The sequence below is a fragment of the Arthrospira sp. PCC 9901 genome, from assembly GCF_059013425.1.
Genome location: NZ_CP102296.1, coordinates 161,800 through 183,277 on the forward strand (window position 1 = coordinate 161,800; position 21,478 = coordinate 183,277).

Consider the following 21,478-nt stretch of genomic DNA (forward strand, 5'->3'; position numbering starts at 1 on the left):
ATAATTGGGGAGAAACTGTCTTCTACTGGTTTAGACCTATGGTTTCTATTGACCTTTATAAAAATCTACCCACCAGTGATGAACTTCCCGACTCTGATGATACTCCTGTGGATAACGAAGACCAAAACTTTCTCCCCAATTACCTATTATTTCTTCTAGCAATTATCTGGAAAGACCGCAATGATTGGTATTTCGGTGTGGATATGGGAATTTATCACACCAGCGGGGATAACCCCAGAGTCCCAGTAATTCCTGATGGTTTTCTGACGGTGGGAGTGAACCGCCGCCGACCAGGTAATAAATCTCGGAAAAGTTATGTGGTCTGGGAAGAGGGGGGAATGGTTCCTCAGTTAGTGTTAGAGGTGGTTTCCTGGACTCCGGGAAATGAGTATGAGTCCAAAATGGCGATTTATGAAAAGTTGGGGGTACTATACTACGTTATTTATAACCCAGAATATTACCAACGCGATCGCCATCAACCCTTCGAGATTTATCGACAAATTGATGGTAAATACCAGTTACAAACCGGGGAACCCTACTGGCTACCAGAAATCGGTTTAGGAATTGGGAGAAGTCAAGCTACATTAGGTGGTATTGACCGAGAAATCCTGTCTTGGTTTGACCAAGAGGGGAGACGTTATTTGAGTGCGGAAGAGTTAGCACAGCAGGCTCAATTGGAAGCACAGCAGGCTCAATTAGAAGCACAGCAGGCTCAATTGGAAGCACAGCAGGCTCAATTGGAAGCACAGCAGGCTCAATTGGAAGCACAAAAAGAACGCCAGGCGCGTTTAGCAGCTATTGCTCAATTAGACAATATGGGATTAACAGTACAGCAAATTTCTGTAGCATTGGGGTTATCTGTTAATGAGGTACGTCAGCAGCTAGAGGAATTATAGATTATAGCGATATAACTGTTATAATTGGGGAGAAACTGTCTTCTACTGGTTTAGACCTATGGTTTCTATTGACCTTTATAAAAATCTACCCACCAGTGATGAACTTCCCGACTCTGATGATACTCCTGTGGATAACGAAGACCAAAACTTTCTCCCCAATTACCTATTATTTCTTCTAGCAATTATCTGGAAAGACCGCAATGATTGGTATTTCGGTGTAGATATGGGAATTTATCACACCAGCGGGGATAACCCCAGAGTCCCAGTAATTCCTGATGGTTTTCTGACGGTGGGAGTGAACCGCCGCCGACCAGGTAATAAATCTCGGAAAAGTTATGTGGTCTGGGAAGAGGGGGGAATGGTTCCCCAGTTAGTGTTAGAGGTGGTTTCCTGGACTCCGGGAAATGAGTATGAGTCCAAAATGGCGATTTATGAAAAGTTGGGGGTACTATACTACGTTATTTATAACCCAGAATATTACCAACGCGATCGCCATCAACCCTTCGAGATTTATCGACAAATTGATGGTAAATACCAGTTACAAACCGGGGAACCCTACTGGCTACCAGAAATCGGTTTAGGAATTGGGAGAAGTCAAGCTACATTAGGTGGTATTGACCGAGAAATCCTGTCTTGGTTTGACCAAGAGGGGAGACGTTATTTGAGTGCGGAAGAGTTAGCACAGCAGGCTCAATTGGAAGTACAGCAGGCTCAATTGGAAGCACAGCAGGCTCAATTGGAAGCACAAAAAGAACGTCAGGCGCGTTTAGCAGCTATTGCTCAATTAGACAATATAGGATTGACAGCAGAGCAAATTTCTGTAGCATTGGGCTTATCTATCAATGAGGTACGTCAGCAGCTAGAGGAATCATAGATTCTAGCGATATAACTGCTATAATTGGGGAGAAACTGTCTTCTACTGGTTTAGACCTATGGTTTCTATTGACCTTTATAAAAATCTACCCACCAGTGATGAACTTCCCGACTCTGATGATACTCCTGTGGATAACGAAGACCAAAACTTTCTCCCCAATTACCTATTATTTCTTCTAGCAATTATCTGGAAAGACCGCAATGATTGGTATTTCGGTGTGGATATGGGAATTTATCACACCAGCGGGGATAACCCCAGAGTCCCAGTAATTCCTGATGGTTTTCTGACGGTGGGAGTGAACCGCCGCCGACCAGGTAATAAATCTCGGAAAAGTTATGTGGTCTGGGAAGAGGGGGGAATGGTTCCCCAGTTAGTGTTAGAGGTGGTTTCCTGGACTCCGGGAAATGAGTATGAGTCCAAAATGGCGATTTATGAAAAGTTGGGGGTACTATACTACGTTATTTATAACCCAGAATATTACCAACGCGATCGCCATCAACCCTTCGAGATTTATCGACAAATTGATGGTAAATACCAGTTACAAACCGGGGAACCCTACTGGCTACCAGAAATCGGTTTAGGAATTGGGAGAAGTCAAGCTACATTAGGTGGTATTGACCGAGAAATCCTGTCTTGGTTTGACCAAGAGGGGAGACGTTATTTGAGTGCGGAAGAGTTAGCACAGCAGGCTCAATTGGAAGTACAGCAGGCTCAATTGGAAGCACAGCAGGCTCAATTGGAAGCACAGCAGGCTCAATTGGAAGCACAGCAGGCTCAATTGGAAGCACAGCAGGCTCAATTGGAAGCACAAAAAGAACGTCAGGCGCGTTTAGCAGCTATTGCTCAATTAGACAATATAGGATTGACAGCAGAGCAAATTTCTGTAGCATTGGGCTTATCTATCAATGAGGTACGTCAGCAGCTAGAGGAATCATAGATTCTAGCGATATAACTGCTATAATTGGGGAGAAACTGTCTTCTACTGGTTTAGACCTATGGTTTCTATTGACCTTTATAAAAATCTACCCACCAGTGATGAACTTCCCGACTCTGATGATACTCCTGTGGATAACGAAGACCAAAACTTTCTCCCCAATTACCTATTATTTCTTCTAGCAATTATCTGGAAAGACCGCAATGATTGGTATTTCGGTGTAGATATGGGAATTTATCACACCAGCGGGGATAACCCCAGAGTCCCAGTAATTCCTGATGGTTTTCTGACGGTGGGAGTGAACCGCCGCCGACCAGGTAATAAATCTCGGAAAAGTTATGTGGTCTGGGAAGAGGGGGGAATGGTTCCCCAGTTAGTGTTAGAGGTGGTTTCCTGGACTCCGGGAAATGAGTATGAGTCCAAAATGGCGATTTATGAAAAGTTGGGGGTACTATACTACGTTATTTATAACCCAGAATATTACCAACGCGATCGCCATCAACCCTTCGAGATTTATCGACAAATTGATGGTAAATACCAGTTACAAACGGGAGAACCCTACTGGCTACCAGAAATCGGTTTAGGAATTGGGAGAAGTCAAGCTACATTAGGTGGTATTGACCGAGAAATCCTGTCTTGGTTTGACCAAGAGGGGAGACGTTATTTGAGTGCGGAAGAGTTAGCACAGCAGGCTCAATTGGAAGCACAACAGGCTCAATTGGAAGCACAGCAGGCTCAATTGGAAGCACAGCAGGCTCAATTGGAAGCACAAAAAGAACGTCAGGCGCGTTTAGCAGCTATTGCTCAATTAGACAATATAGGATTGACAGCAGAGCAAATTTCTGTAGCATTGGGCTTATCTATCAATGAGGTACGTCAGCAGCTAGAGGAATCATAGATTCTAGCGATATAACTGCTATAATTGGGGAGAAACTGTCTTCTACTGGTTTAGACCTATGGTTTCTATTGACCTTTATAAAAATCTACCCACCAGTGATGAACTTCCCGACTCTGATGATACTCCTGTGGATAACGAAGACCAAAACTTTCTCCCCAATTACCTATTATTTCTTCTAGCAATTATCTGGAAAGACCGCAATGATTGGTATTTCGGTGTAGATATGGGAATTTATCACACCAGCGGGGATAACCCCAGAGTCCCAGTAATTCCTGATGGTTTTCTGACGGTGGGAGTGAACCGCCGCCGACCAGGTAATAAATCTCGGAAAAGTTATGTGGTCTGGGAAGAGGGGGGAATGGTTCCCCAGTTAGTGTTAGAGGTGGTTTCCTGGACTCCGGGAAATGAGTATGAGTCCAAAATGGCGATTTATGAAAAGTTGGGGGTACTATACTACGTTATTTATAACCCAGAATATTACCAACGCGATCGCCATCAACCCTTCGAGATTTATCGACAAATTGATGGTAAATACCAGTTACAAACGGGAGAACCCTACTGGCTACCAGAAATCGGTTTAGGAATTGGGAGAAGTCAAGCTACATTAGGTGGTATTGACCGAGAAATCCTGTCTTGGTTTGACCAAGAGGGGAGACGTTATTTGAGTGCGGAAGAGTTAGCACAGCAGGCTCAATTGGAAGCACAAAAAGAACGTCAGGCTCGTTTAGCAGCTATTGCTCAATTAGACAATATGGGATTAACAGTACAGCAAATTTCTGTAGCATTGGGGTTATCTGTAGAGGTGGTACGTCAGCGGCTAGAGGAATCATAGATTTGAGAAAGTGAGTTGATATTAACTATTAATTAATGAGGATGTGCCATTTTGCTAGGAACCACAATTTGGTCAAATTCTTCAGCCGAAATATAGCCTAATTCGACACAAATCTGCTTTAAGGTGGAATCCTTCTCCAAAGCCAAATGAGCGACTTCTGCGGCTCGGTCATAGCCTATTTTAGGACTTAAAGCAGTTACTAACATTAAAGATTGTTCTAAATAACTGTTAATTTTACGGTGATTTACCTGTAAACCAACCAATAGAAAATCAGTGAAGTTATGACAACTATCTGCCAAGATATTAACCGATTGTAGCAGGTTAAAAATCATCATTGGCTTAAACACATTTAACTCGAAATGACCCTGGGAACCCGCTATACTAATAGCAGTATCATACCCCATTACCTGAGCCGCCACCATAGTCATAGCCTCGCATTGGGTGGGGTTGACTTTTCCTGGCATAATTGAAGAACCCGGTTCATTTTCGGGTAAAATTAATTCCCCCAAACCACAGCGCGGACCACTCCCTAAAAATCTAATATCATTAGCAATTTTCATCAAAGAACAGGCTAAGGTTTTTAAGGCACCACTTGCCATAACTATGGCATCATGAGCCGCCATAGCGGCAAATTTATTGGGTGCTGAAACAAAGGGTAAATCTGTCATTTCGGCAATGTGTTCCGCCACCCTTTCCGCAAACCCAGGCGGCGCATTTAGGCCGGTTCCTACAGCGGTTCCACCAATAGCTAATTCATACAAATCAGGTAAAACCATCTCAATGCGTTTTAGGTCGGCATCTAGTTGCGCCACATAGCCGGAAAACTCCTGTCCTAAAGTCAGGGGAACAGCATCTTGTAAATGGGTGCGACCAATTTTGACAATATGGTTAAATTCTGCCGATTTCTGAGCCAGAGCATCTCGCATTTTTCGGACTTTAGGAATTAGGCGCTGATGAAAAGCCAAAGCTGCTGCGATGTGCATAGCGGTCGGAAATGTATCGTTAGACGACTGAGACATATTCACATGGTCATTGGGATGAATAGGGTTTTTACTGCCCATTTTTCCGCCCACAGAAGCGATCGCCCAATTAGCAATCACCTCATTTACATTCATATTACATTGAGTACCGCTTCCAGTCATCCACACTCGCAGGGGGAAATGTTCCGATAACTTACCCTCAATTACCTGTTGCGCGGCCTGTATAATCAATTCTGCCAGCTCTGGGGGCAGTTTTCCCAAGTCTTGATTAGTCAACGCCGCCGCCTTTTTGAGAATACCAAAAGCGGCGATCACCTCTGGGGGGATTAAATCAGTACCAATAGAAAAATAATGAAGCGATCGCTGAGTTTGCGCTCCCCAATAGCGATCGTCGGGGACCTGAATTTCCCCCATGCTATCGCGTTCAACTCGCATATTGGCATCCATGTCCTGATTCATCCCTAAGTTCCCCGTCCATTATCTATTAAAACTGCTTGAGTGCGCGTTGCATAGACCGCGCGTCATCCCGGCGTCGGATCGTCTCTCGCTTGTCGTGCAACTTCTTACCTCGCGCCAGTCCAATCATCACCTTAACCCGTCCCCGTTTCAGATACATTTTCAGAGGAACCAGAGTCAAGCCCTTTTGTTCTACCTGTCCAATCAGCTTATTAATTTCCTTGCGATGTAGCAACAACTTCCGGGTACGGCGCGGATCATGATTAAAGAAATTACCCGTATTCTCATAGGGGGAGATATGAACATTAATCAGCCACACCTCTCCATCCCGCAGCAAGGCATAACCATCCTGCAAATTAGAGCGACCCGCCCGGATCGACTTAACCTCCGTGCCTTTCAGTTCAATTCCGGCTTCGTAGGTATCTAGGATCTCGTACAGATAGCGAGCTTTACGGTTATCGGTGAGGATTTTGTATCCGTTAGTGTCTTTACTCATGACTTATCATTGTACCATGAACCAGGGTTAATTCAACAACCTTGTTGTTACCATCATTTTAATGGGACAATAAAAAATTGAGTTTAGTATACATAGCGAGTTTTTAGCATCCAATGAAGGGAACGATTTGGGAACTGGATTTTTATAGTCGTCCGCTGCGGGACGAAGACGGGAAAAAAGTGTGGGAGGTGATTATCTGTGAAACCCCCCTAGATGTGCGATCGCGCCCCGAGTCTCTATTCCGCTATACACAATTTTGTCCCAGTACCCAGGTTAACTCTATCTGGTTGCAGGGAGCTATTCAAGAGGCGATCGCCCAAGCACCATTACCACCATCAAAAATTCGTTTTTTCCGCCGTCCCATGGCGAATATGATCTCTAAAGCTGCTGAAGGATTAGATATCCCCGCATCAGCTAGTCGTCGCACCTATACCCTGTTTCAGTGGCTACAAGAACGCATCGACAAAGTTTATCCCACTTATCCTAATTATCAGGAAGGAACTAACCCATCAGTCCAGTTTGTCTCCGGCGAACCTCAACCGCTACCAGATGCACTTCAGGGGGAACAGTGGGCGATCGTTTCCTTAGAAGCCGCCGCCTTTGAAGATATGCCAGAATGGGATATCGGCTTTGGCGAAGCCTTCAGTTTACCCATGATGGGCTTATCCCCAGAAACACCAGTTCCGGGTCTGATTATTTTCACGACACGCGCCATACCCCTAGCCGCTTGGATGTCCGGGTTGGAGTTAGCCTTTCTGCGACTCGTGGAAACTCCCCGCCCTAACCTGATTTTGGAAACAGGGGAAAATGAGAGTTGGATTTTGGCTAACCTCACCGACCCCAAAACCCAGACCGAAGCCAAGAATTTTGAACAAGCCAAACTCTCGGCTAAGAATGTGCATTTTTTGGCTATTCAGTCTGACCCTAATTCCGAGTCCTTTGCTGGCTTCTGGATGCTTCAGCAGTTAGACTTCTAATCCCATTACACTGGAGGGGGGTCATACGATTATTGATTATCCCCTCTCCCACTCACCCGGAAAACATCCCACCTCTATACATACAATCTTATTTTTGTCAATATGCCAATTTTAGGCGATCGCATTTTCTCCGGGGGTCGGTGCGGCAGTCCTCTCGTTTTTCCCGTGGCTGACCTAGCACCCGACCCTACAGTTAGCCATAAAACCTTATTAATTCTTAACAATCTTTGGAAAATCAAAACTATTGGCAGCCATACATTAGCTACACTTAACTAATTTGCCGGGGCTAGACCTAGGTTGCCAACTAATTGAGAATCATTAGCTTGAAAAATCACTTTCATGATATAAACACCTTAAAGAGAATAATTTGTAATTAGTATCTAGAGCCATACCTAGAATCCTATCCTGGATTTAAAGGGTTTAAATGTTTACTGGAAAAGGTTTCTAAGTAATTAGACAACCCCAATCATGAGAAAAAACTCTCAATTAATGGTGTAGTGATCCAGGAACTACAGCTATTAACCGATTTTCAGATGTTTTAGCGTTGGTGTGAGATTAGATTAGAAATGACAAACAAAATTCTTTGGAAGACCCTCCACAGTCCCAGCTTGGTGGGTGCAGCCCTGCTGCTAAGTGCAGGTTCCGCCTTAGCCACAGAAAAAATAGCCACTAAATTTGACATGACATCTCAAGTAGACCCGGTAACTACTGAAGAGATAGAAGACTCTATCAGCCCAGAGTCTAATGTGGCGATCGCCCTCATGTCCGAACCCCCAAGCCCACCCTTATACGAACAGCACTGGAGCATGAAAACCTTGTCTCAAGAGAGCAAGGATGAAAGGCGACACGGGTACTTTAGTGCCCGTCAGCCCAAGACCTGATCAACTCTCGAACAACATCGCTGTTTGACTTGACACGCTTACTAGATAAATGCTACACCGATTGAGCGTGGATAAAGGTAACCAACCACTTAAAAAACCTTGTTGCCTCAAGGCGTACACTGAACCTTGACCATTGAATCTATGCGGTTTGGCTGCATTGTTCTAGCTTCCTCCTGGCAGCAGGTAAAAGATTCACAGGAACTAGACAAATCAGTTTTTGAGGTATATTTGCTTCAATCTAAACAGGATTGGCAGAAATGCAACTACGGTAGGGCATACCGAAAGTAACGCTTGGGGAGAGTCCCACCTCTGGGCTAGACGACGCAAGGAATCTAGTTTAAGTGGTCTCGGTGAGCCAAGAATCCCCGTCTCTTCAGAGCGGGGAGTGTCAAAATTAGCTCAAATACAGCCCGAAACCGAGCCAGAAATCAGCATCTTAGGTATCGAGCAAATCAACCAATACAGTGGCTTAGAAGACTCCATGGAACAGGTAACTTCTGTTTCCCAGTTGTCAGACGTGCAACCCACAGACTGGGCATTCCAAGCCCTACAGTCCCTAGTTGAGCGCTATGGCTGTATCGCAGGTTATCCTGACGGAACCTTTAGGGGAAACCGAGCCATGACTCGTTTTGAGTTTGCGGCTGGTTTAAATGCCTGTTTAGACCGAGTTAACGAACTAATTGCCGCTTCTGTAGCTAATCTGGTAACTCGTTATGACCTAGCAGTTATCCAACGGCTTCAGGAAGAATTTGCAGCAGAACTAGCCACTTTAAGAGGTCGCGTATATGCCCTAGAAGCCAGAACCGCCGAATTAGAAGCTAACCAATTCTCCACTACTACCAAACTTAGTGGGGAAGTAGTATTTTGGGCAGGAGATAGCTTTGGCGCGCGCTCTCGTCATAATGTAGCAGGGGGACCCTTTGGCCGAGCCAGTGATGACCCCACCGAAACCTATCTCGGCTACCAGGCCCGTCTCAACTTTGATAGCAGCTTTAGCGGTCGAGACAGGCTGAGAATTCGTTTAGAAGCCGTAGACATTCCCAACCTGAGAGCTTTTGGTCTCAATAATACATTAATGGCTCGCACTTCCATTGATGGCAGGAGTAATGGCTTCCGACTAGATGATCTAAACTACCGTTTCCCGGCTTTTGATGGTAAAGCTCGCTTCTGGGTAGGCGCTAATGCTCTGGGAATAGACAATATTCTTGATGTCCTGATCACAATAGCCGCAATGCTAATATTTTCGTAGGAACTCGGCTCACGACTTTCCGTTTCTAGCAACAGTTTCCCGCTCATTTTCTCAGCCTGGGGGGACGGACTATTCTATTAATTCATTGCTCCGCCCCCCATCTGTTCTTGATTAATTTAGGGCGTTGACAAATCTACCCGATCGCCTATTATGGTTTTATCGGTTTACTGCGCCCATAAACTTGACTAATTATTCAATAATGCCCACTAACCACCATTGTAAATGGCTCTAACCATTGTCTAATAAAGGATAGAGCCATTTAGGGGATATTTAGGGGTAAATCACCAAATGGGTCGGGGGTTAATCCTAAATTTTGGGGATAAAATCAAATTCACCTCCAGGGGAATGCCACCGACCACAATCATCATCTTATTTGGCGATCGCATTCATCGGAGAATCAGCCACCTCCGGCGAGTTAGAATTGGGTTCTAACGTAGGCATATCTGGTTCGAGTGCAGTCCACCATAAGGCGATCGCCGGAACCACACCAAATAATACACTTAATAGAGTCGGTAGTAGAAACTTAGGATCTAAAGCCACCACCGTAATTACTGCGCCAAAGCCAAAGTTAGTCAAATACACCAGTAAAGGTAGAGTCAACAGAGGTCGAGATAAAACAATCGGCCTACCTCTCCATAAAACCGCGGCCACCGTCATAAACAGCAAACCCGTCCCCATCCATCCCGTAAGATTACGATAGGGCATTCCGAAAAATTCCCCTACCTCTTGGAATTGCCAAAACGGAAAAGGTGCTTGACTCATAGCCGGGTCTAGGACTAAATCCCAAGCCGTTAATAAAATCGCGGCCACCGCTAAAGCTGCTACATGACGCACCCAACTCGAAGCCAGCGTTACTTTTAAGCCACCCCTCGCTAGTAGGTAGCAGGTTAAACCCATATAAAACCAGGATAGGGGAATCGTAAACGGAACTAGATCCCCGATTTTATAGCCTAAACCGTTTAGATATTGGTAATGACCGAAAGGAAAACCTGTGCTAGTCCCCAGGAGTTCACTACTCAGCGATAGGACAATAGATGGCACCATAAATCCTAGGGTTGTAACCAGCCCTAGGGTGCGATAGGCGTATAAGCTAACTGCGATCGCTCCAAACACAATATAAGCTACTCCTCCCCCTGCCATACTCAGTTGAAAGAAACTTTGTCCTATGGGGGGTAGGTTAATAATTAGTTCTGGATTAGGTAGAACTATTAGCAGTCCCGCTAGACCAAACAGAGTGGACAGGATATGGATGGTCAAAAAAAATCGCTCTTGCATCAGAAGTTGCTTCATGGGACTCCTCAAACAGATATGAAACGCAGACCGCGTTTCCGAAAACTTTATAAATCTTTATACAACAATAGACTCATTTGCTGTTAAACGCGACCCCCCTGTCTAACTATATCCCTAGCCTCACCCTAAACCAAAATCCTATATCTGCCATATTGACAGACAGCCCATTGACAACTATTCTTATTAAAGTCCAGACTAATCTATAATAATTTTGAATTAGCTGGTGGGACTAAAGTCAGAATGGTAGCCCATATCTAGGAAAGTCCCAGGTTGTATCCTGGTTATAACAGACTATCAACCAACCATTGCACCAATATCCAGATCATACCCTGCCTGCGGTTGCAAAAATCGATTACTAGGGCTATTCATATCTCAGCAATTGAGAAATATTATGAATATCAGCTCACCTTGAAACTTGGGAAAATCACATGAAACGAAGAAAAGTTATCTCTTTAATTGGGTTAGCAATAGCCACCAGCGCCATCTCCATCGCTTGTGGTCAACAACAACCAACCACCGATACAACCGCCACCAATGCTACAACAGGTGCAACCTTAGTCGTTTATTCTGGTCGCGGAGAAGACCTAATTGGTCCAATGTTTGAGCGATTTCAAGCTGAAACTGGCATTCAAGTCAATGTCCGTTATGGGGATACAGCCGAATTAGCCGCCACCATCTTAGAAGAAGGTCAAAATTCCCCAGCCGATATTTATTTTGCTCAAGATGCAGGAGCTTTAGGCGCCCTGCAAAGAGAAGGGCGCACCCGTCCCATTCCAGAAACCTTACTCAATCAAGTAGACCCTAGGTTCCGCTCTCGAGAAGGACAATGGATTGGTATTACCGGACGCGCGCGCGTATTTAACTACAATACAGATCTACTCAGCAGCGATCAAGTTCCTAACTCCTTATGGGAACTTACACAACCCGAATGGTCAGGACGCATTGGCTGGGCTCCAACTAACGGCTCCTTCCAATCCTTTGTTACTGCTCTCCGAAAGCATGAAGGCGAAGAACGCGCTAGAGAATGGGTAGAAGCTATGCAAGCCAATAACCCCCAGGTCTATCGCAATAATACAACCCTTGTCGAAGGCTTGGGGCGCGGTGAAGTAGCCCTGGGATTGACAAATAACTATTACTTGTTCCGCTTTATAGCCGAAGATCCCAATTTCCCCGTATCCTATCACTATGCCACCGGTGATGTAGGTTCCATGATCAATATAGCCGGAGTCGCTATTATCGATAGCACAGACCAACCCGAAGTAGCAGAAGTCTTTATCGAGTTTCTGCTTACTCCAGAAGCACAGCAACACTTCGCCCAAGGGAATAGTGAATATCCCTTAATTGATGGAATAGAACCACCAAATGGACAGATTCCTATTGATCAGATTAATCCCCCAGATATCGATCTCAGTAACTTAGAAGACTTGGAAGGAACACTAGAGTTGCTGCGAGCAGCGGGAGTTTTATAACCAGGGAACCCCATCCTATCAATCAGGAAGCACTAGACCTCTTCCTGATTTGTTCAGAAAACTTGCTCCTTAAACAGACGTTTATTACCATTTATGGTATAATTGCTTCTGATTTTTGCCTGACTTATTCAGGTACTTCCGTTTATAATATCCCCCTAATTTTTCCTATTATCCCTTCATTAAATGACTATTAACCTAAAGAAAACATTATCCTTAAATAGCTATTTCTCCACCAAGCGATCGCATCCTCCCATTTTTTTAGTCATCATGGCTGCCATAGTCGCTTTAGGCATGGCATTACCCCTGGTTTACCTAGTAATTAGGGCCATGGGCATTGGATTAGTCCCCTTCATCGCCCTTATATCCCGACCCCGCACCATTCAGGTATTTTTCAACAGTATAGGTATGGCCTTATCTGTCACATTCCTATCTGCTTTGATTGCCATTCCCCTAGCATTTCTAATAGTACGCACCAATTTACCCGGGCGGCGTTTTTGGTCAGTAGTCACAACATTACCCCTAGCTATCCCCACCTATGTGGGCAGTTTTGCTCTATTAGCCTTCGCCGGACCCCGTGGCAGTATGATCCAAATTCTCCTCGAACCCTTGGGAGTCCAGCGGCTACCCTCTATTTATGGCTGGTCTGGAGTAATTATCGCCACCACACTATTTTCCTACCCTTACTTATTGCTCACAGTGCGATCGAGTTTACAAGGTATGGACCCAGCCATGGAAGAAGTCTCACGGGTTCTCGGATATACTCCCTATCAAACCTTCTGGCGAGTCACCTTACCACAACTGCGGCCAGCGATCGCCGCCGGGTCTCTACTTGTCTCACTCTATGCGCTCCAAGACTTTGGCACTCCCGCACTCATGCGGTTTGAGTCCTTTACCTACGTCATTTTTTTACAATATCGCTCCAGTTTTGACCGTAGTATGGCCGCCGCCTTATCCCTAGTATTAATCGCCTTAGTCGGGTTGATTTTATTGCTAGAATATCGAGCGCGATCGCGAGCCGCCTATTATAGTAGAGGTTCAGCTAGTCAACATCAACAACCCTTGATTCCCCTAGGTCGCTGGACTTGGTTAGCCCTCGGTTTTTGTATCCTGATTACACTATTTTCCCTAGTAATGCCCCTCGGAGTTTTATTCTTCTGGTTAGGGCGTGGTCTGCGAGTAGGTCAAAACCCCATAGAATTGATTACCATGATGTTACCCGCCGCCTACAACTCCATCTATAGCTCAGGTCTAGCTGCCATCATTTCCACCCTGTTTGCACTCCCCATCGCCATTCTCGCCGTCCGCTTTCCTAGTCGCCTCACAGCCATCTTAGAGCGCACATCCTACATCGGTTTTGGAATGCCGGGAATTGTCGTATCACTCTCCCTCGTCTTCTTTGGAGCCAATTATGTACCCTGGCTTTATCAACAACTACCCATGTTGCTGTTTGCTTATCTAGTCTTATTCATTCCTCAAGCCGTCGGAACATTGCGCGGCTCACTACTTCAAGTATCCCCAAACCTAGAAGAATCTGCCCGTATTTTGGGACGCACACCCTGGGAAACTCTACGCCATGTCACCTTACCACTCGTTCGTCCTGGCGTGATTAGTGGCGCTATGTTAATCTTCCTCACCTCCATTAAGGAATTACCAGCCACTCTGTTACTCTCTCCCATTGGCTTTCGTACTTTAGCCACCCAAATTTGGCAAGCCACAGCAGAAAGTGTCGCCTTTACCCAAGCCTCAGTTGCTGCTCTCATGATGTTGTTCGTGTCAACCTTAGCTACACTGATTATTCTCTCCCAAGAACGTCGCATCAAAAACGCCCAGCCTAGCCTTACCCAGTCAGAAGACTAGGACCATCTGATGATTATGTTAACTTTTGTAAAGAAAAGTTAAGAAATGTTAAAAAAAATTCCTTCCGCTGGGGGGTTGCTTTAGGAGGGTTACTTGTGTTATTATTTTAGATAATCGTAATATTGACAATTTTATTTTTTGCGTCAAAATTACAATTATAAGTTAGTCTCTAACATAACACCATCTGCCACCCCTTGTCAATCTTTTGAGAAATTAAGCCCAACCGGGAACAGGAAAATTAATTATTAATTATCCCGGCTCCCTTAACCAATTTCCGGTCAAAGTCTAACCCTGACCGGACTACGATTTTCTGTCAGGGATAACTCAGATTTAACAATCATGGAAGTTCCGGTCATTTCTGGCGGTTGTGGTAACTGGAGTATTTCCAAAATAGTCGGAGCTATATCCGCCAAACAGCCATCACTTCTCAAAGGTACATCAGTCCCATGACCAGGAATTTTACGGACTTCCCCTTCAACCAGAATAAAAGGAACTGGGTTAGTAGTGTGAGCAGTCCAGGGATTACCCTGTTCATCGGACATATATTCAGCATTACCATGATCAGCAATAATAATGGCTGTTCCCCCGGCTTTAGAGATACCTGCTAACAATTCTCCCAAACAGCGATCGACCGTTTCAATAGCCTTAACCGCAGCATCCATTATCCCCGTGTGACCGACCATATCGGGGTTAGCATAATTGATCACAATCAGAGAATAAATCCCTTTAGCGATACCCTCAAGAGCCACTTCTGTGACTTCCTCGGCAGACATTTCGGGTTTTTGGTCATAGGTAGCCACGGCGGGACTGGGAATGAGTTCTCGATCTTCTCCCTCAAAAGGATGTTCCAAACCACCATTAAAGAAATAAGTGACATGGGCATATTTTTCGGTTTCGGCGGTCCGCAGTTGTTTCAAGCCATGATCAGCAATTACTTGTCCTAAGATATTATCGAGTCCTTGGGGTTCAAAAGCGACATCGACGGGATAGTTGGGGTCATACTGGGTAAAAGTCGCAAAACTCAGGGGTTGGATCAGTTCCCGTTCAAACCCATCAAAATCCTCCATAACCAAGGCTTGCGTAAGCTGTCTAGCGCGATCTGGTCGGAAATTAAAGAAAATCACCCCATCTCCAGGTTCGATCGCCCCTGGCGCTACTCTCATGGGGTTAATGAACTCATCGGTGATACCCTCTCCGTAGGATTCCCTCATGATCTCAGCTATAGTGCGATCGCTCTGTGGTCCATCGGTAGTCATAATCGAATAGGCTTTCTTTACCCTTTCCCATCGATTATCGCGATCCATAGCATAGTAACGGCCGCTAATAGTCGCGATATGGCCCACCCCGATTTTTTCAGTGTAGTCTTGAATTTGTTGGAGAACCTTAATTCCATCATTAGGGTTAGTATCACGGCCATCAGTAATGGCATGAATACAGACATTAGACAACCCCTTAGCCTTAGCCATATCCAGCAATCCCAGTATATGGTCAACATGGGAATGCACACCCCCATCAGAGCATAAACCGATTAAATGTAACTTACTCTGTCCCTGACGAACTTCCTCACAAACCTTACCCAAAGCCGGATTATTCTGAATACTGCCATCCTCAACTGCATCAGAAATCCTCACCAACTCTTGGGGAACCACTCGTCCCGCGCCTAAATTCAAGTGACCAACTTCTGAGTTGCCCATCTGACCCTCCGGCAAGCCGACAGCCTTACCAGAAGCCTGAATTAATGTTCGAGGATAAGCAGTCCAAAGGCTATCCATTACAGGGGTATTGCCAACAGCAATGGCATTTCCGTCCGTTTGTTCACGATAGCCCCAACCGTCTAATATGATGAGTACAACGGGAGATACAGACACTGATGCCATGCCAACTTACCTTTTAGCGACGAGTGAATTCCATCGACATGATATCACCCCTTGACGAAACTGTTAACTCTTTGCTAGGTGAAAAGGCAACAGCAAGCTAATATAGGTTTGACACTACCCGCCCTTTAAGTCCCAAAAACCCTCGTAAATTTGTTAACCTGGGGTTATTACCAACCAGCCGATAATTTTAAACAGATGGCAGCTAGAAATGATGATTGTGGTTCGTTTCAAGCTACCCTTGACATGAGAGCGTCAAATTTAGAGCATCATTGGGGATAGGCAATGCGTAAAGTTCTATTTGTGATTATAGCGGGGGTTTTATCACTCTGGCTAGGGGGTTGTGCTTCGGAGCCACCGGAGGAGGAAATTACATTGACTCCAACTCCCACAGAAGAAACAACCCCAGTTGACCCATCGGAAGAGGAAACTACAGCAGAAACACCATTTGAAGATCCTCTAGTTACTGAAACTCCTCCGCCAGAAGCAGGTTTGATTCAGTCTACCAAATCAGAGGAACGATTGAGACAGCTTCTGCCCGGCAGAAATGGAGTACCTGCTGCACCGGCAACTATTCCGATTCCTGGTCAACAACTTGACCCCTTTGGACCGGTTCCACCGGTTATTGCAGATAGACCCCCAGACGTGCAAGCAGACAGTGAATCGATCGCCTTACCCACTAGACAAGTGCCGGACCTACCCAGTCTTCCGGTGGCTATGCAACCACCCCAATGGAGAACTCCTGTTGCTGTTACTACGGTACCAGGACAACCAGGAGCCCCCACCGCACAGCCAGGGGTAGCTAACGGACAGCCAGGGGTAGCCAACGGACGACCCGGAACCCCCACCGCACAGCCAGGGGTAGCCAACGGACGACCCGGAACCCCCACCGGACAGCCAGGAGTAGCCAACGGACGACCCGGAACTCCCACCGGACAGCCAGGAGTAGCCAACGGACGACCCGGAACTCCCACCGGACAGCCAGGAGTAGCCAACGGACGACCCGGACTGGCTGAACCAGTAGCAGAATTACCAGATCTAGCTGTAGCTGGAGTGCCAGATCTGCCTCAACTCCCCCTCACTTCCAGACCACCCGCATGGGTTGACCCTAATGCTCCTCCACCCGTCGCCCCAGCCGCGCCGCCACCACCCCCTTCGACTGATTTAGCTCGTGGAATAGAGGTAACCGGAGTGCTGAGAACGGGAGATGATACGAGAATTATTCTTAAGGCTCCTAATGAACCCACGAGTCGTTATGTGAGTGTTGGTCAGCGCATAGCAGGGGGAGAAGTTCTAATCAAGCGGGTGAAGTTGAGCGGAGACGGCGTTCCGATTGTCATCTTTGAGCAGAACGGCATTGAAGTTGCTAGAATGGTAGGTGAGGTTAGCGGACCCTTTGGGGATGAGGCTAACACGATTGTAATGCCACAAACTATCAACAATTTTGTTCGTAATCAGTCCTAACTAATTGGGGGTTTTAGGCGACTACTCTGCCTGGCTTGGATCTATATCCCCGGTGGTTGAGGTCAGTCGTTGATCTAAAACTCCCTTGGGTTTGATAACCCAGAAATTATCAATGTCATGGGTTGAGTATTATGTTGAATTTAGTTGAAAAATTTGGCTTTGTTACCCTAGGACGGTTCACGCAGTCTCTGGTCAGCAGAATGGCGCTTGGTGGCTCTGTGGCTTTGTTAGTTGCACTGCCAGCTAATGCCCAAACAGAAGGCGGTCGCCCCCCCATCTGTGAAGGACAACTACCTACTGGTCAGGTGACGTGCAACTACGAAGGGGGAGATAATTTTACGGGTAGTTTTGTCAACGGTCGCCCAGAAGGACGCGGTATCTTTGTCTATGCTAACCGCGATCGCTTTGAGGGAGAATTTCGCAATGGTCTCCCTAATGGTCAAGGTGTGTTTATCTTTGCTGATGATTCCCGTGTAGTGGGAGTGTTTAGAGATGGCCAGATTACCAACGGAACGGTGATTTTTGCCAATGGCGATCGCTATATTGGTGAGTTTCAACTGGTCACGGAAGTGGGTAGCGGTAACACCAGCAGCCAACCCCACGGTAGCGGACAGTTTGTTTATAGCAATGACGATCGCTTTGAGGGAAGATTTTTTGCCGGGGGACCCTTTGGACAGGGAACCTTAACCCGCACAGATGGGACTACCTGCCAAGGAGAATTTTTTAATCAGGCCCTCGACGGAAGCGGGAATTGTACCTTCCCTAACGGTTTTCGCTATGAAGGGGAACTGCGCGGCGGTATCCCCCACGGCCAAGGTGTTCTCATTAACACCGCCGGACAACGTTTCCCCGGTACTTTCCGCGATGGTAGACGGCAAGAGTGAACGGTCGAAGTCACCACAAATCAGCAGTTTTGGGGAAATCTCCCTCACGGAAGCCCCAGTCCTGTGGGTAGGTTAGCAATAAAACTTAAAAAAGTGAAGTGAATAAGATGGCTGATCCAGTAGTAGGCTGAAGATTAACGCATTTTAGACATAGAGGAAAATAAACCAATGGTTCAACGTGGTTCTAAAGTTCGCATTCTTCGTAAAGAGTCCTATTGGTTCCAAGAAGTGGGAACAGTTGTTTCCGTGGATAAAAGCGGGATTCGCTATCCTGTGATTGTTCGTTTTGATAAGGTCAACTACAACGCCTACTGCGGTGTTGATGGCGGCGTTAACACTAACAACTTTGCTGAAGCTGAGTTGGTGGAAGTAGAAGCACCAGCTAAAGCAGCTAAGAAGTAAACTAGGCTCTCGGCTAATCCCCCTGGCGGCAGTGCCATAGAGTGCCTGCCGCCTGTTAATGTTTTAATCGCAGTCACTTTATATCTGCTTGTTTTGCTGTGCCAGAGTTACCTGAAGTTGAAACCGTTAGAAAGGGTCTAAATCAGATGACCCTCAATCAGCCTATAGTGGGTGCGGATGTCCTGTTAGATAGTGCGATCGCTCACCCCACTGCTGTGGAATTTATAGCCCAACTTACCAACACTACCATCAACCATTGGTATAGGCGGGGAAAATATCTTTTAGCGCAACTACAAGCGCCATCACAGCCATCAAATCCTATTTTCACATCAAAAGACCCAATCGAGACTAAGACAAGCGACGGGGGCTGGCTGGGTGTGCATTTGCGGATGACCGGACAACTTTTGTGGCTGACTTCTGATCAACCTTTACACAAACATACCAGGGTGAGATTGTTTTTGCAGGGGGAACGAGAATTGAGATTTGTTGACCAGAGGACTTTTGGTAAAATCTGGTGGGTTCCCCCTGGTATGGCGGTGATGGATGTGATTTCTGGTTTACGGGAATTGGGACCAGAACCCCTTAGCGATGAATTCTCCCCTGAGTATTTAGCCACCAAACTCCGACTCCGCCAAAGACCGATTAAAACGGCTTTACTAGACCAAGCTATATTGGCTGGTTTGGGTAATATTTACGCGGACGAGGCATTATTTTTAGCGGGAATTCAACCCACAACTCCTAGTTGTCGTCTCAGTGAAGACCAAGTTAATCGCCTGTGTACCCACATTGTCGAGGTTTTGCAAGAGGCGATCGCTTCCGGTGGCACAACTATTCGTAATTTCCTCAACGTCCAAGGCGTTAACGGGAACTACGGTAGCCACGCCTGGGTTTATCAACGCGGCGGGAAACCTTGTCGAGTTTGTCAAACCCCCATCGCTAAAATTAAACTATCGGGACGCGGCACCCATTTCTGCCCTAGGTGTCAACCTCAACTCGATTCTGATCTCTCCTGATCTCGATTGTTAAGATAGATGTTCATAAAGCTACGTCTACCATCAGTAACGGTAAAATATAATTTGCAGTGCTCAGGATGGGAAGCCAGAATCAGTAGAGGCAATGAATGCCTTGTCTGTACAGATTCGCCCACGATCGCAGAATCCTTGACATCAAATTAACTCACAAGCCCTTAAAATTTGGGATAGATTCATTTATCATTTGCTATCCTACTCGCTATGACTATTAAACGCGGAGATTTTGTTCACGCCGTTCGGGAAAAATTAGAAAATAGCCTAGAAGTGACCGCCAGCGACTCCCGCTTACCTCCCTATTTGTTTGAAACTAAAGGGGAAGTCATGGAAACCAAGGGAGATTATGCCTTTGTCAAATTTGGTCGAGTCCCTACACCAGCTATATGGTTGCGGATTGATCAATTGGAACCGGCTAAATAGCCATGTGCGACTCGATGCGCGATCGGACTACGCAGTTAACCCTAATATCCGTACATAACTAGGCTAGGGTACTAACACCCGCAGGGTAGGGTATGATTCCCATAATCCTACGGGTGGTGGGGTGGCTTCAAATTAGGGCTACCCCTGCTTAACCCGCCTTTACTTCCCATCTTGCAGAGGACACCGTTAATAAAAATATAATTGGTATATGCAGATGGCTTCTAGTATGTTTTTTCCTCCTTCATGTCACCCTACCCAGGTTTCCATAATTGGGGCAGGTAAGGTAGGTGGGACTCTAGCCCAGCGCATAGCAGAGAGTAATGTCGCCCATGTCGTATTACTTGATGTGGTGGAGGGTTTACCCCAAGGGGTCGCCCTGGACTTGATGCAAGCTGGATCAGTGGAAGGTCACGATCGCAAAATTCTCGGAACTAATGATTATGCAGATACTGCCGGATCAGATATTGTCGTAATTACAGCCGGTCGCCCTAGGACTCCGGGCATGAATCGTAATGATTTAATCGAAACTAATGCCCCTATTGTCGCTCGTGCTGTTACTAATGCGATCGCCAGTTCCCCTAATGCAGTCATTATCATAGTTACCAATCCTTTGGATGTAATGACTTATATAGCTTGGCAGGTCAGCCAAATCGAACCTTTTAGGATTATGGGAATGGCAGGAGTGTTAGACTCAGCTCGCTTCCAAGCCTTTATCGCCACAGAATTAAACGTTTCCGTTGCTGATGTTAATGCAACCGTTATGGGAAGCCATGGCGATTTAATGGTTCCCCTTCCCCGTTATTCTACAGTTAATGGCATTCCCATTACAGAGTTAATGGATGCTGAAACCATTAATCGTCTCATTGCTCGCACTCGTAATGGGGGGGCGGAAATAGTCGGACTTCTGAAAACTGGCGGCGCTTATTATGCTCCCGCTTCCTCCGTGCGGACTATGGTAGAATCTATTTTACTCAACCGTCGTCGTCTATTGCCAACTTCTGCCTATCTCAAGGGAGAATATGGCATGAAGGATATTTTCCTAGGGGTTCCCTGTTGGTTGGGATGTCGAGGCGTAGAGGGCGTTCTGGAATTAAACCTCACAGACAATGAACGCGAAGCACTCAACAGTTGCGCTCAATCGGTTCGCGAAGGTATTGAAAAAGCCGATGCGGTTTTAGCGGCCACTGCTGCTGTTTAGCCGCCGGGGGCGGGTCTTAGTAGTGCCATGACGTACCCGCCCCGACAAAACCCCTCCCCTTCCTTAACTCTTGCGGACCACAGACAGTTTCACCAAAGCCCTTGACAGTCTGGGATTTA

General features: G+C 46.1%; 20 protein-coding genes and 1 pseudogene. 17 read left to right on the plus strand and 4 right to left on the minus strand.

Annotated features, from left to right (window positions below):
* Positions 1–38: 38 nt before the first annotated feature.
* Genes NLZ44_RS00865 through NLZ44_RS00885 form a run of 5 tightly spaced genes read left to right on the plus strand, consistent with a single transcriptional unit; the run spans position 39 to position 4,434 of the window.
* A complete protein-coding gene (locus tag NLZ44_RS00865) occupies positions 39–896 on the plus strand; it encodes a Uma2 family endonuclease (RefSeq protein ID WP_493751578.1) in 858 nt (285 codons plus the stop codon).
* Positions 897–954: 58 nt separating this feature from the next.
* Complete coding sequence (locus NLZ44_RS00870) at positions 955–1,770, plus strand: Uma2 family endonuclease (protein ID WP_493751579.1); 816 nt, start codon at positions 955–957, stop codon at positions 1,768–1,770.
* 58 nt (positions 1,771–1,828) lie between these two features.
* Positions 1,829–2,707, plus strand: a complete 879-nt coding sequence (locus tag NLZ44_RS00875) for a Uma2 family endonuclease (protein ID WP_493751576.1) — start codon at positions 1,829–1,831, stop codon at positions 2,705–2,707.
* 58 nt (positions 2,708–2,765) lie between these two features.
* A complete protein-coding gene (locus tag NLZ44_RS00880; protein WP_108614901.1) occupies positions 2,766–3,602 on the plus strand; it encodes a Uma2 family endonuclease in 837 nt (278 codons plus the stop codon).
* Positions 3,603–3,660: 58 nt separating this feature from the next.
* Positions 3,661–4,434: a Uma2 family endonuclease gene (locus NLZ44_RS00885; RefSeq protein ID WP_008050940.1), complete on the plus strand. Its 774-nt coding sequence runs from the start codon at positions 3,661–3,663 to the stop codon at positions 4,432–4,434.
* Between the two features lie 32 nt (positions 4,435–4,466).
* Here the strand turns inward: NLZ44_RS00885 and fumC are convergent, their stop codons facing one another.
* A complete protein-coding gene (gene fumC / locus NLZ44_RS00890) occupies positions 4,467–5,873 on the minus strand; it encodes a class II fumarate hydratase (protein WP_199456215.1) in 1,407 nt (468 codons plus the stop codon).
* 25 nt (positions 5,874–5,898) lie between these two features.
* Positions 5,899–6,366 (minus strand): SsrA-binding protein SmpB, encoded by a 468-nt coding sequence (gene smpB / locus NLZ44_RS00895; RefSeq protein WP_006625521.1) that lies wholly within the window; start codon positions 6,364–6,366, stop codon positions 5,899–5,901.
* Between the two features lie 113 nt (positions 6,367–6,479).
* Here smpB and NLZ44_RS00900 point away from each other — a divergent pair, with 113 nt between their 5' ends.
* The 4 genes and pseudogenes from NLZ44_RS00900 to NLZ44_RS00915 all read left to right on the plus strand — a co-directional run.
* On the plus strand, positions 6,480–7,343 hold the full coding sequence (locus tag NLZ44_RS00900; protein WP_006625522.1) for a Tab2/Atab2 family RNA-binding protein: 864 nt from the start codon (positions 6,480–6,482) through the stop codon (positions 7,341–7,343).
* A gap of 102 nt (positions 7,344–7,445) precedes the next feature.
* Complete coding sequence (locus tag NLZ44_RS00905; protein ID WP_006625523.1) at positions 7,446–7,619, plus strand: hypothetical protein; 174 nt, start codon at positions 7,446–7,448, stop codon at positions 7,617–7,619.
* Positions 7,620–7,909: 290 nt separating this feature from the next.
* On the plus strand, positions 7,910–8,224 hold the full coding sequence (locus NLZ44_RS00910; RefSeq protein WP_493751580.1) for a hypothetical protein: 315 nt from the start codon (positions 7,910–7,912) through the stop codon (positions 8,222–8,224).
* Positions 8,225–8,621: 397 nt separating this feature from the next.
* Positions 8,622–9,440: pseudogene (locus NLZ44_RS00915) on the plus strand (iron uptake porin); the annotation flags it as partial.
* A gap of 402 nt (positions 9,441–9,842) precedes the next feature.
* Here the strand turns inward: NLZ44_RS00915 and cruF are convergent.
* Positions 9,843–10,763 (minus strand): gamma-carotene 1'-hydroxylase CruF, encoded by a 921-nt coding sequence (gene cruF, locus NLZ44_RS00920; RefSeq protein WP_493751581.1) that lies wholly within the window; start codon positions 10,761–10,763, stop codon positions 9,843–9,845.
* A 428-nt stretch (positions 10,764–11,191) separates the two neighbouring features.
* Here cruF and NLZ44_RS00925 point away from each other — a divergent pair, with 428 nt between their 5' ends.
* On the plus strand, positions 11,192–12,232 hold the full coding sequence (locus NLZ44_RS00925; RefSeq protein WP_493751582.1) for an iron ABC transporter substrate-binding protein: 1,041 nt from the start codon (positions 11,192–11,194) through the stop codon (positions 12,230–12,232).
* A 183-nt stretch (positions 12,233–12,415) separates the two neighbouring features.
* The gene (locus tag NLZ44_RS00930) at positions 12,416–14,089 is read left to right on the plus strand and encodes an ABC transporter permease (RefSeq protein ID WP_493751583.1); all 1,674 of its coding nucleotides are present in this window, start codon (positions 12,416–12,418) and stop codon (positions 14,087–14,089) included.
* Between the two features lie 278 nt (positions 14,090–14,367).
* Here NLZ44_RS00930 and gpmI read toward each other — a convergent pair whose 3' ends face one another.
* Positions 14,368–15,966, minus strand: coding sequence for a 2,3-bisphosphoglycerate-independent phosphoglycerate mutase (gene gpmI, locus NLZ44_RS00935; protein WP_493751584.1), 1,599 nt, complete (start codon positions 15,964–15,966; stop codon positions 14,368–14,370).
* Between the two features lie 282 nt (positions 15,967–16,248).
* Here gpmI and NLZ44_RS00940 point away from each other — a divergent pair, with 282 nt between their 5' ends.
* From NLZ44_RS00940 to mdh, 6 genes are all read left to right on the plus strand, one after another.
* Entirely contained in the window at positions 16,249–17,427 is a 1,179-nt protein-coding gene (locus NLZ44_RS00940; protein WP_493751585.1) for a hypothetical protein, read from the plus strand.
* A gap of 131 nt (positions 17,428–17,558) precedes the next feature.
* Positions 17,559–18,311, plus strand: a complete 753-nt coding sequence (locus NLZ44_RS00945; protein WP_493751586.1) for an MORN repeat-containing protein — start codon at positions 17,559–17,561, stop codon at positions 18,309–18,311.
* A gap of 168 nt (positions 18,312–18,479) precedes the next feature.
* Entirely contained in the window at positions 18,480–18,713 is a 234-nt protein-coding gene (locus NLZ44_RS00950; RefSeq protein ID WP_006625536.1) for a photosystem I reaction center subunit IV, read from the plus strand.
* 98 nt (positions 18,714–18,811) lie between these two features.
* The gene (locus NLZ44_RS00955) at positions 18,812–19,726 is read left to right on the plus strand and encodes a DNA-formamidopyrimidine glycosylase (protein ID WP_493751587.1); all 915 of its coding nucleotides are present in this window, start codon (positions 18,812–18,814) and stop codon (positions 19,724–19,726) included.
* A 219-nt stretch (positions 19,727–19,945) separates the two neighbouring features.
* Positions 19,946–20,161 carry an NAD(P)H-quinone oxidoreductase subunit O gene (locus NLZ44_RS00960; RefSeq protein ID WP_006625538.1) on the plus strand — a complete coding sequence of 72 codons (216 nt, stop codon included), beginning with the start codon at positions 19,946–19,948 and terminating at the stop codon, positions 20,159–20,161.
* A gap of 214 nt (positions 20,162–20,375) precedes the next feature.
* Complete coding sequence (mdh, locus tag NLZ44_RS00965) at positions 20,376–21,359, plus strand: malate dehydrogenase (protein ID WP_493753076.1); 984 nt, start codon at positions 20,376–20,378, stop codon at positions 21,357–21,359.
* Positions 21,360–21,478 lie beyond the last annotated feature (119 nt).